Raw genomic sequence first — 13,700 nt, 5'->3', positions numbered from 1 at the left:
TCGGCGGAAAGTCTATCAGAACTTGCCTACAAGTAAGAGATATTTGAGCTGAACTAAGTTTCAGCAATGCCTGCAAATTTCTCACGCAATTTATCTAGAGCACGTTTGTAACGCATTTTTGTCGCACTCAAACCCATGTGCATTATGTCTGCGATCTCCTGAAATTCCAGTTCTGCGACAAATCGTAGCACCAGAATTTCACGGTCAATCGGGTTCACATACACCAGCCAGCGATCGAGTCCGCCCTTCTCCTCGGGTTTTGGCATCTTTTCTTCAGACGCTTCTTCCAGGGGGTCAAGACTCAGAGCATCCATCAAGCGACGCTTTCGCCGTTCCTTCCGATACTGCGTGATGCATTCGTTGTAAGTGATGCTATATAGCCATGTCTTGAACTTCGATTTCCCCTCGAAGTTCTTCAGGCCATACAGCACCTTCAGCATCACTTCCTGACAGACATCGTCTGCGTCGCGATCGTTCCCAAGATATCTCGCACAGACGTTAAATAATGTTCGCTGGTAACGCCGCATCAGTTCTTCATAAGCGCGCGTCACGTGAAAAAGCTCGGTGTGCGAGCGCGCGACCAACTCCTCATCAGAGAGCTCGCGGGGGTCGTAGCGCGTGGATAGCGTTTGGGCTTTATTCAAAACAAGTCGTGCCGACAGTCAGGTCAATGTCCGCCGCAGCCAGCATCAGCTGGCATTTAGCGGCGGCATACATTAGCAGGGTTTGCCGGATTAGCGGCTACTCACATGCTGTTCCAGCAGGATCCGATTGGAAAGAGAGACTAGCTCACCCTCATCGGTCAGCAATGTGGTTTTAACCGTGCCGATCTCTTCGATCTGCCCTTCGACCTCGCCAACACGCACTTGTTGCCCAACCTGATACAACTCACGCACATAGATTCCCGCAAGAATCTGACCGGCAATTTCCCGGCTTCCCAAACCCATGGCCAGCGCAACCGCCAGACCAACGGTAATCAACACAATGACAATCACATGGTTCAGCAGGTCGGTCTTGACCTCAAGCTGACTGATCGCCACCGAGATACTGATAATGATCACCAGCCCCTGCGCAATCCGCCCCAGCCCCGAAGCGTAGTCGAGGCCTACGCCTTCTGCCGCCCCGCGCACCAGGCCATTGGCCAATTGTGCGAGCAAAACACCGACCAGCAACACCAGCGCGGCACCGAAGACCTTTGGCAAATACAGCGCCAGCATGTCCAGCGTAGCTGAAACTCGCTCAAGTCCAAGGGATTCTGCTGCAGAAACCAAAAATATCAGCAGAACGAACCAGTAAACAATTTTTCCGATCAGGGTCGAGATCGGTACTTGCAGGCCGGCACGCGACATCAACTTGGTCAGACCGGTGCCGCCCATCAGGCGATCGAGGCCGAGTTTGGCCAGCAGTTTGGACAACAAGGTGTCGAGCAGTTTGGCCACGACGAAACCCAACAGCAGCACCACCAGTGCGCCGAACAGGTTCGGAATGAAGTTAGCGACTTTGGTCCACAACGCAGTCATTGCAGTGACGAGGCTCTGAGTCCAGAGATCAAGTTCCATATTCAATCAGCCTTATCAGCAGTGCGAGCGGTAGGTTTACGAAGACGGGAAACCGGCGAGACATGTGCCGATCCATTATTCAGGGCGATCATCAGCGCGGGCAGCCAGCGGCCCAGCAGGCTGAAAAGATCACCGGCACCGACCTGGCGGTTGGCGGTTTTGAGTACGCGGCCCAAGCACGCATCGTCGTCACGACCGGACGGTGAGGCGTTGAGCATGTCGCGCAATGACTGTTCAAACGGATCGTGCATACGCACCTCTCGTGATGTCTGTGAAAGACGCGGGCAGATTTGGTCGGGTCACATGTTGCATGGTCACACCCAGCGCAATCGGCGGAACAACCACCACTGACCGAAGGCCAGGGCGAGCACCGTCAAACAGGCAATCAGGAAGCCATAAGGGCTGCTGGAGAACGGAATTCCGCCGACATTGATACCCAGCAAACCGGTGATAAAACTCATCGGCAAAAAGATGCAGGTGATGATGCCGAAGCGGTACATCGTGCGATTCATGCGCTCGCTCAAACGCCGGTCTTCAGCCTCCAGCACCAGCCCCACGCGCTCCCGGGTCAATTCGAGCTCTTCGAGATATCGCGTCAGGCTGTTGTTCAATTCGTTCCAGTAGTCGGCATCATCTTCGACAAACCACGGCAGTTTTATCCGCGTGAGCTGTCCGAAAATATCCCGCTGCGGTGCAAGAAAACGCTTCAGTCCGGCAGCCCTGCGCCGGATGTGCAAAATCGCTCCGTGCTCGGGGGTATACCGTTCGTCGGCATCCATCTTTTCTTCTTCCTCATCGGCGATTTCCGAGAGGCAAGTGACCAGATCCTGCACCTTGTTGGTGAGGAATTGCGCCAGATAAAGGATGAGTTCAGAAGCGGTTTTCGGGCCTTTGCCGTCGGCTAATTGCGCCAGCAACTCATCCGTGGCGCGCAGTGGACGCAAACGCAGGGAAATCACGCGCTGAGCTGAGGCAAAAATCCGCACCGAAACCATGTCTTCCGGCTCGGCACCCGGATTGAGGTTGACCCCGCGCAAGAACAGCAGCAGCTCGGAATCCGGCAGTGGCAACAAACGCGGCCGGGTGTTTTCTTCCAGCAGCAGGTCGCAGGTGAATTCGTTGAGACCGCTGGATTTGCGCAACCAGGTCTGGGTTTGCGGATGGCTGCGATCCCAATGCAGCCACAGGCTTTCATGCGCCTGCAGCTGCAAATCGTCGAGCTCAGTCCGGGCTATCGAACGCGCGCCGCCTTTACCGTCCAGCACGAGGGCATGCACCAGCCCCCATTGCGCGTTTTCTTCCTCGAACATCCGCATCCCTTTGTCGAAGCCTTATTCAGGCATTTGCAGCGGGCTCGGCGAGATGATCACGCCGTTGTTGTCCGCATAAATGTAGTGGCCCGGGTGGAACGTCACACCGGCGAAAGTCACCGGGACGTTGAGGTCGCCGAGGCCACGTTTTTCGGTTTTCATCGGGTGGCTGGCCAGCGCCTGCACGCCCAGATCGGTCTGCGCAATGACGTCGACGTCACGGATGCAACCGTAGATCACCAGCCCTTCCCAACCGTTCTTCGCAGCTTTCTCGGCAATCATGTCACCGAGCAATGCACGGCGCAGCGAACCGCCGCCATCCACGACCAATACTTTACCGTTGCCCTTGAGTTCGGCTTGTTCCTTGACCAGCGAGTTGTCTTCGAAGCATTTGATGGTCACGATTTCGCCGCCGAACGAATCACGGCCACCGAAATTGCTGAACATCGGTTCCAGTACCTGCACCAGCTCCGGATAGGCGTCGCACAGGTCAGGCGTAAGGTAATGGTTCATCGAAAAACTCCTGTAAAAAGGAAGACGATCAAGGATGACGCACGCTATAGAGACGAGTTTCGGCGGCCGCTGTTTACCTTAGTCCATGCCATGGTCGCTGACTGAACCTGAACATACGCTGAAACGTAATAGCTAAACAGCCGCTAAAAATGACCAGAACCGCACAATGCGTCATATCTTAGCCGCAAGCCGATCCGAACGAAATGCCCTTTTCAGAGCCTCTGATTCAGACCGCAGCGGCCAGATCCGCCTTCTCGCCGAGCAACGGCGTCTGCTGATCCTTCAACCAACGCGCCACCAGCGGCCACACTTCAGCTTGCGCAGCTTTGCTCACCAACATTTCGACATGACCGAAATTGTCGTTGAAACCCTGCTCGCGACCGAGATTGATGAATTGCTTGTGCTCGGAGCCGAGCTGCTCGAACAGCTTGCGACACGCCCACGCCGGATCCTGATGGTCACCAGCGGCTGTCACGGCGAGCACCGGCACCTGAACCTCGGCCAATCCTGCCCACCAATCCTTGTCCTTGTCGCCAAAGCGGCCGAACAAGCCGTACCAGCGCATGCTTTCAATGGCCAGACCGATCGGCTCGTCTTCCGGGCCGCGCTTGAGGCGTGAGCCGGACAACTGCGCGAAACGCTTGAGAATAAAGCGCCCGCTCCATTCCACCGGCGGAATTTTCAACGGCCAATACGTGCGACTGACCTGCGTGCCGAAAAACGCTGCCGAAGCAACTGCTGGCTCGCCAAGGTATTCACCCCCGAGCGCAGCGGCCAAGGTGATGCCGCCGAGTGAATGGCCGATCCAGTGCGGAACCTGACCGCTCTGCTCACGCACGAACGCGGCAATCGCCGGCAGATCGTATTTGGCATAGTCGGAAACGCGATTGCGCCGGTATTCCTCATTGCGCTGCGACAGGCCGTGACCGCGCATCTCTGGAATCCACACATCAAAACCCAGCCGCGTCAGATACGCGCCGAGTCCCAGGCCCTTCGGTGAAAACCAGAAGCGCCGATTGGAAAAGCTGCCGTGCAACAGAATCACCGGCACGCCACGGGGCGCCGTGTCGTCGGCCATGCCCAAACGGGTAACGGCGATCTCCACGGACCAGTCCGGGCTGTTGCCGGGTTTCAAACGATAAACATCTTCGCTCAGATCGCCGCGCCGCTCGGCGCTGATCAGGGCGACAGGAAATAGGTTGCTGCTGCTTTGCATAATGCTCTTGCACAAAAAAGGGCGGCATCTACAGGAGCCCGCCCTACTTCAATCTCAAAGCCGTGCCCTTAGTAGGAGTGAGCCTGCTCGCGAAAGCGGTGTATCCGTCGACATCGTTGTTGAATGTCAGTCCGTCTTCGCGAGCAAGCTCGGCTCCTACAAGGGGAGCGGGCCGTTCACGTATTGATTAAGCCTGCGCCTGGCCTTCGGCCAGGAAGAACCAGGTTTCCAGCACGGAGTCCGGGTTCAGCGACACGCTTTCGATGCCCTGCTCCATCAGCCATTTGGCCAGATCCGGGTGGTCGGACGGGCCCTGACCGCAGATACCGATGTACTTGCCGGCCTTGTTGCACGCGGCAATCGCATTGGCCAGCAGCTTCTTGACCGCCGGATTACGCTCGTCGAACAGGTGCGCGATGATGCCCGAGTCGCGATCCAGACCCAGCGTCAGCTGAGTGAGGTCGTTGGAGCCGATCGAGAAGCCGTCGAAGAATTCGAGGAATTCTTCAGCGAGGATCGCGTTGGATGGCAGTTCGCACATCATGATGATGCGCAGACCATTTTCACCGCGCTTCAAGCCGTTTTCAGCCAGCAGATCGACGACCTGGCTCGCTTCACCGAGGGTACGGACGAACGGCACCATGATTTCGACGTTGGTCAGGCCCATCTCGTTGCGCACACGTTTCAGCGCACGGCATTCGAGTTCGAAGCAATCGCGGAACGATTCGCTGATGTAACGCGACGCGCCACGGAAGCCCAGCATCGGGTTTTCTTCTTCCGGCTCGTAGAGCTTGCCGCCGATCAGGTTGGCGTATTCGTTGGACTTGAAGTCCGACAGGCGCACGATGACTTTTTTCGGCGTGAACGCTGCAGCGAGGGTGCTGATGCCTTCGACCAGTTTGTCGACGTAGAAGCCAACCGGATCGTCGTAACCGGCGATGCGCTTGTCGACGCTGTCTTTGATTTCCTGCGGCAGACCGTCGTAGTTCAACAGCGCTTTCGGGTGCACGCCGATCATGCGGTTGATGATGAACTCCAGACGGGCCAGGCCCACACCGGCGTTCGGCAGTTGCGCGAAGTCGAAGGCGCGATCCGGGTTGCCGACGTTCATCATGATTTTGAACGGCAGCTCCGGCATGGCATCCACGGAGTTTTTCTTGATGTCGAAGCCCAGTTCGCCTTCGAAGATGTAACCGGTGTCGCCTTCGGCGCACGAAACGGTCACGCCCTGGCCATCCTTCAGCAGTTGGGTGGCGTTGCCGCAACCAACCACTGCCGGAATGCCCAGTTCACGGGCGATGATCGCCGCGTGGCAAGTACGGCCGCCACGGTTGGTGACGATGGCGCTGGCGCGCTTCATCACCGGTTCCCAGTCCGGGTCGGTCATGTCGGAAACCAGCACGTCGCCCGGCTGGACTTTGTCCATTTCGGAAACGTCTTTGATGATGCGCACTTTACCGGCGCCGATGCGCTGGCCGATGGCGCGACCTTCCACCAGCACGGTGCCGGTTTCTTTCAACAGGTAACGTTCCATGACGTTGGCCTGGGTGCGGCTTTTCACGGTTTCCGGACGGGCCTGCACGATGTACAGCTTGCCGTCGTCACCGTCCTTGGCCCACTCGATGTCCATCGGGCACTGGTAGTGCTTTTCGATGATCATCGCTTGCTTGGCCAGTTCGCTGACTTCAGCGTCGGACAGGCAGAAACGCGCGCGGTCAGCCTTGTCGACGTCGATGGTCTTGACCGAACGACCGGCCTTGGCCTCGTCGCCGTAGATCATCTTGATCGCTTTGCTGCCCAGGTTGCGGCGCAGGATCGCCGGACGACCGGCCTCCAGCGTGCCCTTGTGTACGTAGAATTCGTCCGGGTTCACCGCGCCTTGTACGACGGTTTCACCGAGGCCGTAGGCGCCGGTGATGAACACGACGTCACGGAAACCGGATTCGGTGTCGAGGGTGAACATCACGCCGGCAGTACCGGTTTCCGAACGCACCATGCGCTGCACGCCAGCCGACAGGGCGACCAGTTTGTGGTCGAAGCCCTGGTGCACGCGGTAGGAAATCGCACGGTCGTTGAACAGCGACGCGAACACCTCTTTGGCGGCGCGGATAACGTTTTCCACACCGCGGATGTTCAGGAAGGTTTCCTGCTGACCGGCGAACGAAGCGTCCGGCAAGTCTTCGGCGGTGGCGGAAGAACGCACGGCCACGGCCACATCAGGGTTACCGGCCGACAGCGCGGCGAACGCGGTGCGGATTTCGGCATTCAGTTTTTCAGGGAATTCGGCTTCCATGATCCATTGACGGATCTGTGCGCCGGTTTTGGCCAGGGCGTTGACGTCGTCGACGTCGAGCGCGTCGAGGGCCGCGTGGATCTGGTCGTTGAGGCCGCTCAGTTCGAGGAAATCACGATAGGCCTGAGCCGTCGTGGCGAAGCCGCCGGGGACCGAAACACCGGCGCCTGCCAGGTTACTGATCATCTCGCCCAGGGATGCGTTCTTGCCCCCCACATGCTCAACATCGTGTTTGCCGAGCTTAGCGAGGGAAACTACGTACTCTACCAAGGTGATCTCTCCACTAACTGTGTTGGAAAAGCTCAGAAACCGGCTGCTCGGGGGAGCGTTGGCCGGTTGTATGGCCTGGACCTGGAAAATAAGTGAGAATGCTGGCCACTGGCGGCCAACAAATCGCGCCTATCATATCCAGAAATGCTCATTAGCTTAAGGCCCAAGGTGCAAATGAAACGATCTGCTTTCTTTATCTCCGATGGCACCGGCATCACCGCCGAAACCCTGGGTCAAAGCCTTCTGGCGCAGTTCGAAAACATTACCTTCAGCAAATTCACGCGACCGTACATCGACAGCGTTGAAAAAGCGCGGGCCATGGTACAACAAATCAACAAAGCCGCTGACACCGACGGCTTTCGCCCGATCATCTTTGACACCATCGTCAATCAGGACATTCGTGAGATTCTCGCGACGTCCAATGGTTTCATGATCGATATTTTCTCGACCTTCCTCGCCCCGCTTGAGCAGGAACTGACCGAGCATTCTTCCTACACCGTCGGCAAGTCGCATTCGATTGGCCACAACTCCAATTACATGGAGCGTATCGAGGCGGTGAACTTCGCCCTCGACAACGACGACGGTGCGCGCACGCACTATTACGACAAAGCCGACCTGATACTAGTGGGCGTGTCGCGCTGCGGTAAAACACCGACGTGTCTGTACATGGCCATGCAGTTCGGCATCCGCGCGGCCAATTACCCGCTGACCGAAGACGACATGGAGCGCTTGACCCTGCCCGCCGCCCTGCGTGCGCACCAGCACAAGCTGTTTGGCCTGACCATCGACCCGGATCGCCTCACCGCGATCCGCAACGAGCGCAAACCCAACAGCCGCTACTCGAGTTATGCGCAGTGCGAATTTGAAGTGCGCGAAGTGGAGAACCTGTTCCGCCGCGAGAACATTCCGCACATCAATTCGACGCATTTTTCGGTGGAAGAGATTTCGGCGAAGATCCTCGTGGAGAAAGGCGTCGAACGACGCTTCAAGTAACCCCACACATCACCTGTAGGAGCTGCCGCAGGCTGCGATCTTTTGATCTTGTTTTTAAACATCAACGTCAAAAGATCGCAGCCTGCGGCAGCCCCTACAGTGGGATGTATTGTGTGAGAGATTGGGCAAGAGCCTCAAACCCACTGAGCAACAACCGATCATCCCCCACCGAATTACACACACTCACCCGAATACACTGCGGCACCGCCGCATGCCCGACCGCAAACGCCTCTGCGGTCGCCACCAGATAATTATTCTCCTTCAACTCCGCCGCAATCTGCGACGCCCGCCAGCCTTCCGGCACCTCGACCCAAAAATGCGGACTGTGGCTGTGCGTCTTGTAATCCAAGCCCTCCAGCGCCCCGACCACCAACGCCTTACGCCGGCCAATCTCGTCAATCTGCTCATCCAGCAAGCGCTCGGCCAAGCCGTTTTCGATCCACAGACTCGCCACCTCCATCGCCAGCGGATTGGCCATCCAGCATGTACCGCGAATGGCTGAACTCAAACGGCCGATCAACGCTTGCGGCGCATGCAGATAACCCACGCGCAATCCCGCCGAAACAGCCTTGCTCAAACTGCCGATCAACACCGAACGCTCCGGCGCGAAATAACTCAGCGGTAAAGGACGTTGGCGATCCAGCACGGCGTGGGCTTCGTCTTCGAGGATCAGCAGATTGTGCTGACGGCAGACCTCGGTAATCGCCTCGCGCCGTGGGACGGACATCACCGCCGCCGTAGGATTCTGGATCGTCGGCGTGCAATACAGCGCCGAAACGCGATGCTGACGGCAGATTTCCTCCAGCACTGACGGTAAAAGCCCTTCGTCATCCATCGCCGCGCCGATCAGCTTTATCCCGAGCTGGCGAGCGACACTGAGCAATCCTGGGTAGGACAAATGCTCGGTCACTACCGTGTCGCCGGCCTTGAGCAAACCCATCAACGCACACAACAAACCATGTTGGCCGCCGTTGACGCACAACACCTGATCGGCGTGCGGCACAAACGCGCCGTGCTGCAACCACACCGCTCCCGCCTGCCGATGCCGCGCCATTCCTGCTTCAGCGGTGTACCCGGTCAATTGCTGCAGCACTCGCGGATCATTCGCTAACGCTTGAAGGCTCTGACTCATAAACGCCGCTTCCTGCCCTGGAATCGGCTGATTGCGGCTCATGTCGAAACAGGCGGGCGGCTCATCGCTGACATTGCGAAAGCCTTTGTCCTGCGGCCGTTCCATCCCTCTCTGACGCACGTAAGTGCCATCGCCTACACGGGCGACGACCAATCCCACTCGCTCCAGCTCACCGTAGGCGCGGCTGATCGTACCGATGGTGACGCCGAGGCTATCAGCCAACAATCGGTGCGGCGGTAATTTGCAGCCAGCGTCAATCACGCCTTCAGCGATAGCCTTTTCCACTGCATCGGCGAGGCGCTGGTACTTCACGCCGACGCCATGAGTGAGGCCATCACGGAGGATTGACACCATGGCAATACTTACTTTGACAGTCATTCGCGCCCCGAATAGCGTGCTGAAAACAGGTTCAATCAGGGATAGACCTTTTCTGTGACCAGGTCAATTCAGCCGCTCGGAGCACACCGCATGTCGACCGCCGTCAGCACACCGATAAGCATCAGCAAACCCTGGCTTGCCGGGTTAATTACCAGCACGTTGTTTCTGATCGTCTGCCTGAGTTGGGGCACGACGTGGCTGGGGATCAAGATTGCTGTAGAAAGTGTGCCGCCACTGACTGCCGCCGGGTTGCGTTTTCTCATCGCGTTTCCGCTGTTTTTGAGTTTCGCGTTGCTGCGCAAAGAACCGTTGCTGTTCCCTCGGCAGAGCCGCTGGTTTTTTGTGTTCGTCACGCTGTCGTATTTCAGCCTGCCCTACTATTTGCTCAACTACGGCGAAATGCATGTCTCATCGGGCCTGACAGCGTTGCTGTTCAGCTGCATGCCGGTATTTATCCTGCTGTTTTCCGCGCTGTTTCTGCGCGAGAAAATCTACCCGTCGCAGATGCTCGGCATTGCCATCGGTTTTGGCAGTCTTTTCATGATTATTCGCAGCCAAGGTCTGCATCTGGATCAGGCGGAATGGCTGGGGGTGCTGGCGATTCTCTGCGCCGCCGTGATGCATGCGCTGTGCTACGTGGTGACGAAAAAACACGGCAGCGCGATCAGCGTGATCACCTACAACACGCTGCCGATCGGCATTGCCGGGGCGATGTTATTTATTGTCGGATTGAACGTCGAAACACCGGTATTCGAAAACATCACAGCACGCTCGTGGGGCGCGCTGTTCTACCTCGGGCTGGTGGCCTCGGTGGGCGGGTTTATCGTTTATTTTCTGCTGCTGAAACGCCTGAGCCCGATCATCCTGTCGTTCGTGTTTATCATTTTCCCGGTGTTCGCCGTGATCATCGGCGCCTGGTACGAGGGGCAAACCCTGTCCCGGGAGCTGATGATCTATTCGGCGATTTTGTTGAGCGGTTTTGCCATCACCAAATTGCCCATCGAAAAATGGCGAAAATCGTCCGTGTAGGAGCTGCCGCAGGCTGCGATCTTTTGATCTTGTTTTTAAACATCAACGTCAAAAGATCGCAGCCTGCGGCAGCTCCTACAGGGAGCGGGTTTGTACCTTCAGATCACGAACAGGTCGACGAAGCGGTTTACCGGGGTGGACTCGAGTCGGGTTTGATCCTTGCACAGTGCGAAGATCTCGCCGCTGCGCTGACCGGTAAAACGCGTGGCCAGATTGGCTTTGAATTTGTCCTCCAACAAAGGAATACCCTCAGCACGGCGGCGACGATGCCCGATCGGGTATTCCACCACGACGTTTTCGCTGCTGCTGCCATCCTTGAAAAATACCTGCACGGCGTTGGCAATCGAGCGTTTGTCAGGCTCCAAGTATTCGCGGGTGAAACGCGGGTCTTCGATGATGACCATTTTCTCGCGCAGCACATCGATGATCGAGTGCGCGTTGTGGAAATCGTCTTCGTATTGCTCGGCGACCAGATTGCCGAAGGCCAGCGGCACGGCGGTCATGTACTGGATGCAGTGGTCACGGTCAGCGGCGTTGGCCAGCGGCCCGACTTTGGAAATGATGCGGATCGCCGATTCGTGAGTGGTGATGACGATGCGGTCAATTTCGTGCAGACGATTGCGCACTTGCGGGTGCAAGGTCACCGCCGCTTCGCAGGCCGTTTGCGCATGGAATTCGGCGGGGAAGCTGATCTTGAACAGGACGTTTTCCATCACGTAACTGCCGAACGCGCGCGAGAAACTGAAAGCGCGTTTTTCTTCCGGTTTCAGCGCCAGATCGTTGTTGCTGTGGCTGAACAGCACGTCATAAAAGCCCCACTGTTTTGCCGTCAGCACGCCGGGAATGCCCATCTCGCCGCGCATGGCGATGTCGGCCAGGCGCACGCCACGACTCGACGCATCCCCCGCCGCCCAGGATTTTCGCGAGCCGGCGTTTGGCGCATGACGATAAGTGCGCAGCGCTTGGCCGTCGGCGAAAGCGTGGGACAACGCCGACAACAGTTGTTCGCGATTGGCGCCCATCAGTTTGGCGGTGACGGCGGTGGAGGCGACTTTCACCAGAATGACGTGATCAAGTCCTACGCGGTTGAAGGAGTTTTCCAGGGCGATCACGCCTTGAATCTCGTGGGCCATGATCATCGCTTCGAGCACATCGCGGATCGTCAGCGGCGCTTCAGCATTGGCCACGCGTTTTTGCGAGAGATGATCGGCCACCGCGAGAATCGCGCCGAGGTTGTCGGATGGATGGCCCCACTCGGCGGCGAGCCAGGTGTCGTTGTAGTCGAGCCAGCGAACGATGCAACCGATGTCCCACGCGGCTTTGACCGGGTCGAGACGATAGGAAGTGCCGGGGACGCGCGCGCCAAACGGCACAACGGTGCCTTCGACGATCGGGCCGAGGTGTTTGGTGCATTCAGGGAAACGCAGTGCGAGCAGGCCGCAGCCTAACGTGTCCATCAGGCAGTTGCGGGCGGTGTCGAGGGCTTCGGTGGATTCGGCTTTGAAGGTGAGGACGTAGTCGGCGATGTCCTGCAGGACACGGTCGTAGTCGGGGCGGTTGTTCAGGTCGACGTTGGCGCTCATGTTCGATTCACTCATTAAGTGGTTCGTTGATGGGACCTCGGTTCAGGGCTAACAATTTCTTATTGTTGAAATGCGATCCCTGTAGGAGCTGCCGAAGGCTGCGATCTTTTGATCTTGACCTTCAAAAACAAGATCAAAAGATCGCAGCCTTCGGCAGCTCCTACAGGGCGAAGCAATCCAGGGTGGCGTCCGGTGTTGGGTCAGAAGGAATCGCCCGGGACGCGGACGTAGCCTTCCATCAGCACCCGCGCACTGCGGCTCATGATGGCTTTTTTGACGATCCACTCGCCGTTTTCCAGACTGGCTTCAGCACCAACCCGCAACGTCCCGGACGGATGCCCGAAGCGCACGGCATTGCGTTCAACGCCACCCGCCGCAAGGTTCACCAAGGTGCCGGAAATAGCCGCCGCCGTACCAATCGCCACTGCCGCCGTGCCCATCATCGCGTGGTGCAACTTGCCCATCGACAACGCGCGCACCAGCAAATCGACATCTCCGGCGCCAATCGCTTTACCACTCGACGCCACATAATCTGCAGGCTTGGCAACAAACGCGACTTTCGGCGTGTGCTGCCGTTTCGCCGCTTCATCCAGATTGGCAATCAGGCCCATGCGCAGCGCGCCATACGCACGAATCGTCTCGAACATTTGCAGCGCTTTCGGATCGCTATTGATCGCGCCTTGTAGCTCGGTGCCGGTGTAACCGATGTCTTCGGCGTTGACGAAAATCGTCGGGATGCCGGCGTTGATCATCGTCGCTTTAAACGTGCCGACACCCGGCACTTCCAGCTCATCGATCAGGTTGCCGGTGGGGAACATCGAGCCACCACCGCCCTCTTCTTCCGCCGCCGGATCCATGAATTCGACTTGCACTTCAGCGGCCGGAAAGGTCACGCCGTCGAGTTCGAAATCACCGGTTTCCTGCACTTCGCCGTTGGTGATCGGCACGTGGGCAATAATGGTTTTGCCGATGTTGGCCTGCCACACGCGCACCACCGCAACACCGTTGTGCGGAATGCGGCTGGCGTCGACCAAGCCATTGCTGATGGCGAACGAACCGACCGCTGCCGAGAGGTTACCGCAGTTGCCGCTCCAGTCGACGAATGGCTTGTCGATGGAGACCTGGCCGAACAGGTAATCGACGTCGTGATCAGCCTTGAGGCTTTTCGACAGGATCACGGTTTTGCTGGTGCTTGAAGTGGCGCCGCCCATGCCGTCGATTTGCTTGTCGTACGGGTCGGGGCTGCCGATCACGCGCAGCAATAAAGCGTCGCGAACCGGCCCGGGAATCTGCGCTGCTTCGGGCAAATCCTTGAGGCTGAAAAACACGCCTTTGCTGGTGCCGCCGCGCATGTAGGTGGCGGGGATTTTGATCTGCGGTGCGAAAGTAGCTGCGTGAGCCATGGTGCTCCTTATCCACAGGCG

12 protein-coding genes are annotated in these 13,700 nt (G+C 57.8%); 2 read left to right on the top strand and 10 right to left on the bottom strand.

Translation table 11 applies throughout. The features are described from left to right. Positions 1-53: 53 nt before the first annotated feature. The 7 genes from sigX to ppsA all read right to left on the bottom strand — a co-directional run bounded on the left by sigX (position 54) and on the right by ppsA (position 7,161). Entirely contained in the window at positions 54-644 is a 591-nt protein-coding gene (gene sigX, locus ACIP66_RS13215) for an RNA polymerase sigma factor SigX (RefSeq protein ID WP_053118714.1), read from the bottom strand. Between the two features lie 90 nt (positions 645-734). Next, positions 735-1,559 (bottom strand): mechanosensitive ion channel family protein, encoded by an 825-nt coding sequence (locus ACIP66_RS13210; RefSeq protein WP_007916401.1) that lies wholly within the window; start codon positions 1,557-1,559, stop codon positions 735-737. A 2-nt stretch (positions 1,560-1,561) separates the two neighbouring features. Next, entirely contained in the window at positions 1,562-1,810 is a 249-nt protein-coding gene (locus ACIP66_RS13205; protein ID WP_053118712.1) for a hypothetical protein, read from the bottom strand. A gap of 63 nt (positions 1,811-1,873) precedes the next feature. Then, entirely contained in the window at positions 1,874-2,869 is a 996-nt protein-coding gene (locus tag ACIP66_RS13200; RefSeq protein ID WP_053118710.1) for a zinc transporter ZntB, read from the bottom strand. Positions 2,870-2,890: 21 nt separating this feature from the next. Continuing rightward, positions 2,891-3,382: a ribonuclease E activity regulator RraA gene (gene rraA, locus ACIP66_RS13195; RefSeq protein WP_053118708.1), complete on the bottom strand. Its 492-nt coding sequence runs from the start codon at positions 3,380-3,382 to the stop codon at positions 2,891-2,893. Between the two features lie 226 nt (positions 3,383-3,608). Continuing rightward, positions 3,609-4,598: an alpha/beta fold hydrolase gene (locus ACIP66_RS13190; protein WP_212544333.1), complete on the bottom strand. Its 990-nt coding sequence runs from the start codon at positions 4,596-4,598 to the stop codon at positions 3,609-3,611. 187 nt (positions 4,599-4,785) lie between these two features. After that, positions 4,786-7,161 (bottom strand): phosphoenolpyruvate synthase, encoded by a 2,376-nt coding sequence (ppsA, locus tag ACIP66_RS13185; RefSeq protein WP_400648606.1) that lies wholly within the window; start codon positions 7,159-7,161, stop codon positions 4,786-4,788. A 174-nt stretch (positions 7,162-7,335) separates the two neighbouring features. On the opposite strand from ppsA, the gene ACIP66_RS13180 reads away from it, so the two are divergent. Next, positions 7,336-8,154, top strand: a complete 819-nt coding sequence (locus ACIP66_RS13180) for a pyruvate, water dikinase regulatory protein (RefSeq protein ID WP_053118702.1) — start codon at positions 7,336-7,338, stop codon at positions 8,152-8,154. A gap of 94 nt (positions 8,155-8,248) precedes the next feature. On the opposite strand, the gene ACIP66_RS13175 is transcribed toward ACIP66_RS13180, so the two are convergent. Then, positions 8,249-9,664, bottom strand: coding sequence for a PLP-dependent aminotransferase family protein (locus ACIP66_RS13175; protein WP_400648604.1), 1,416 nt, complete (start codon positions 9,662-9,664; stop codon positions 8,249-8,251). Between the two features lie 90 nt (positions 9,665-9,754). On the opposite strand from ACIP66_RS13175, the gene ACIP66_RS13170 reads away from it, so the two are divergent. After that, positions 9,755-10,693, top strand: a complete 939-nt coding sequence (locus tag ACIP66_RS13170; RefSeq protein WP_400648603.1) for a DMT family transporter — start codon at positions 9,755-9,757, stop codon at positions 10,691-10,693. Between the two features lie 98 nt (positions 10,694-10,791). Here the strand turns inward: ACIP66_RS13170 and prpD are convergent, their stop codons facing one another. Both prpD and prpF read right to left on the bottom strand, forming a co-directional pair. Beyond that, complete coding sequence (gene prpD, locus ACIP66_RS13165; protein ID WP_400648611.1) at positions 10,792-12,276, bottom strand: 2-methylcitrate dehydratase; 1,485 nt, start codon at positions 12,274-12,276, stop codon at positions 10,792-10,794. A 200-nt stretch (positions 12,277-12,476) separates the two neighbouring features. Continuing rightward, positions 12,477-13,679 carry a 2-methylaconitate cis-trans isomerase PrpF gene (gene prpF, locus ACIP66_RS13160; RefSeq protein ID WP_400648601.1) on the bottom strand — a complete coding sequence of 401 codons (1,203 nt, stop codon included), beginning with the start codon at positions 13,677-13,679 and terminating at the stop codon, positions 12,477-12,479. Positions 13,680-13,700 lie beyond the last annotated feature (21 nt).

This window comes from Pseudomonas sp. NPDC088429, from assembly GCF_044753305.1.
Classification (GTDB): Bacteria; Pseudomonadota; Gammaproteobacteria; order Pseudomonadales; family Pseudomonadaceae; genus Aquipseudomonas; species Aquipseudomonas rustica.
This window is presented reverse-complemented; position numbering and strand designations above follow the sequence as displayed.

What these genes read in the sequence shown, in the direction of transcription:
- ACIP66_RS13210 (WP_007916401.1), bottom strand. Translation starts at nt 1,559, where the DNA reads ATGGAACTTGATCTCTGGACTCAGAGCCTCGTCACTGCAATGACTGCG.
- ACIP66_RS13180 (WP_053118702.1), top strand. Translation starts at nt 7,336, where the DNA reads ATGAAACGATCTGCTTTCTTTATCTCCGATGGCACCGGCATCACCGCC.
- ACIP66_RS13205 (WP_053118712.1), bottom strand. Translation starts at nt 1,810, where the DNA reads ATGCACGATCCGTTTGAACAGTCATTGCGCGACATGCTCAACGCCTCA.
- prpD (WP_400648611.1), bottom strand. Translation starts at nt 12,276, where the DNA reads ATGAGCGCCAACGTCGACCTGAACAACCGCCCCGACTACGACCGTGTC.
- rraA (WP_053118708.1), bottom strand. Translation starts at nt 3,382, where the DNA reads ATGAACCATTACCTTACGCCTGACCTGTGCGACGCCTATCCGGAGCTG.
- prpF (WP_400648601.1), bottom strand. Translation starts at nt 13,679, where the DNA reads ATGGCTCACGCAGCTACTTTCGCACCGCAGATCAAAATCCCCGCCACC.
- ACIP66_RS13190 (WP_212544333.1), bottom strand. Translation starts at nt 4,598, where the DNA reads ATGCAAAGCAGCAGCAACCTATTTCCTGTCGCCCTGATCAGCGCCGAG.
- ACIP66_RS13175 (WP_400648604.1), bottom strand. Translation starts at nt 9,664, where the DNA reads ATGACTGTCAAAGTAAGTATTGCCATGGTGTCAATCCTCCGTGATGGC.
- ACIP66_RS13170 (WP_400648603.1), top strand. Translation starts at nt 9,755, where the DNA reads ATGTCGACCGCCGTCAGCACACCGATAAGCATCAGCAAACCCTGGCTT.
- ACIP66_RS13200 (WP_053118710.1), bottom strand. Translation starts at nt 2,869, where the DNA reads ATGTTCGAGGAAGAAAACGCGCAATGGGGGCTGGTGCATGCCCTCGTG.